Below are 683 nucleotides of genomic sequence, written 5' to 3'. Positions count from 1 at the left end.
GGCCCTTCCGGCCCCGCACCCGCGCGCCCCACCCGGACGCCCTCGCCTACATCCTGCACACCTCCGGCTCCACCGGAACACCGAAGGCCTGCGCCAACATCCATTCCGCCCTCGCCAACCGCCTCGCCTGGATGCAGGCGCATTTCGGCATCGGACCTGCCGACGTGATCCTGCACAAGACCCCCGTCTCCTTCGACGTCGCCGTCTGGGAGATCCTCCTGCCCCTCGTCAGCGGCGCCCGCCTCGTCATGGCGCCCCCGCACGCCCACCGCGATCCCGACGCGCTGGCCGCCCTGATCCAGCGGCACAGCGTGACAACCGTGCATTTCGTGCCCGCCCTGCTGGAGGCGTTCCTGGCGACCGGCCGGCTCGCCGCCTGCCCGAGCCTGTCCCGCATCGTGTGCAGCGGGGAGGCGCTCGCGCCCGACCTCGCGGCCGCCGTCGGGGCCCAGAGCCGGGCCGCTCTCGCGAACCTGTACGGGCCGACAGAGGCGGCCATCGACGTCACCGCCTGGACCTGCAGGCCCGAGCCGGACGCCCCGCGCGTGCCGATTGGACATCCCATCGCCAACACGCAGATCCACGTCCTCGACGACGCGCTTCACCCGGTGCCGGTGGGGGTGGTGGGCGCGCTGTATATCGGCGGCACCGGCCTCGCCCGGGGCTACCTCGGACGGCCCGGC

General features: G+C 73.6%; 1 protein-coding gene. It reads left to right on the top strand.

The window, feature by feature from the left end; genetic code table 11:
* On the top strand, nt 1-683 hold a 683-nt coding region (locus tag CIW48_RS32960; protein WP_149314523.1), incomplete at both ends, for an AMP-binding protein.

This window comes from Methylobacterium sp. P1-11 (assembly GCF_008329595.1).
Lineage (GTDB): Bacteria > Pseudomonadota > Alphaproteobacteria > Rhizobiales > Beijerinckiaceae > Methylobacterium.
The sequence above is the reverse complement of the archived record's forward strand: the minus strand, read 5'-3'. Positions and strand labels throughout refer to the sequence as shown.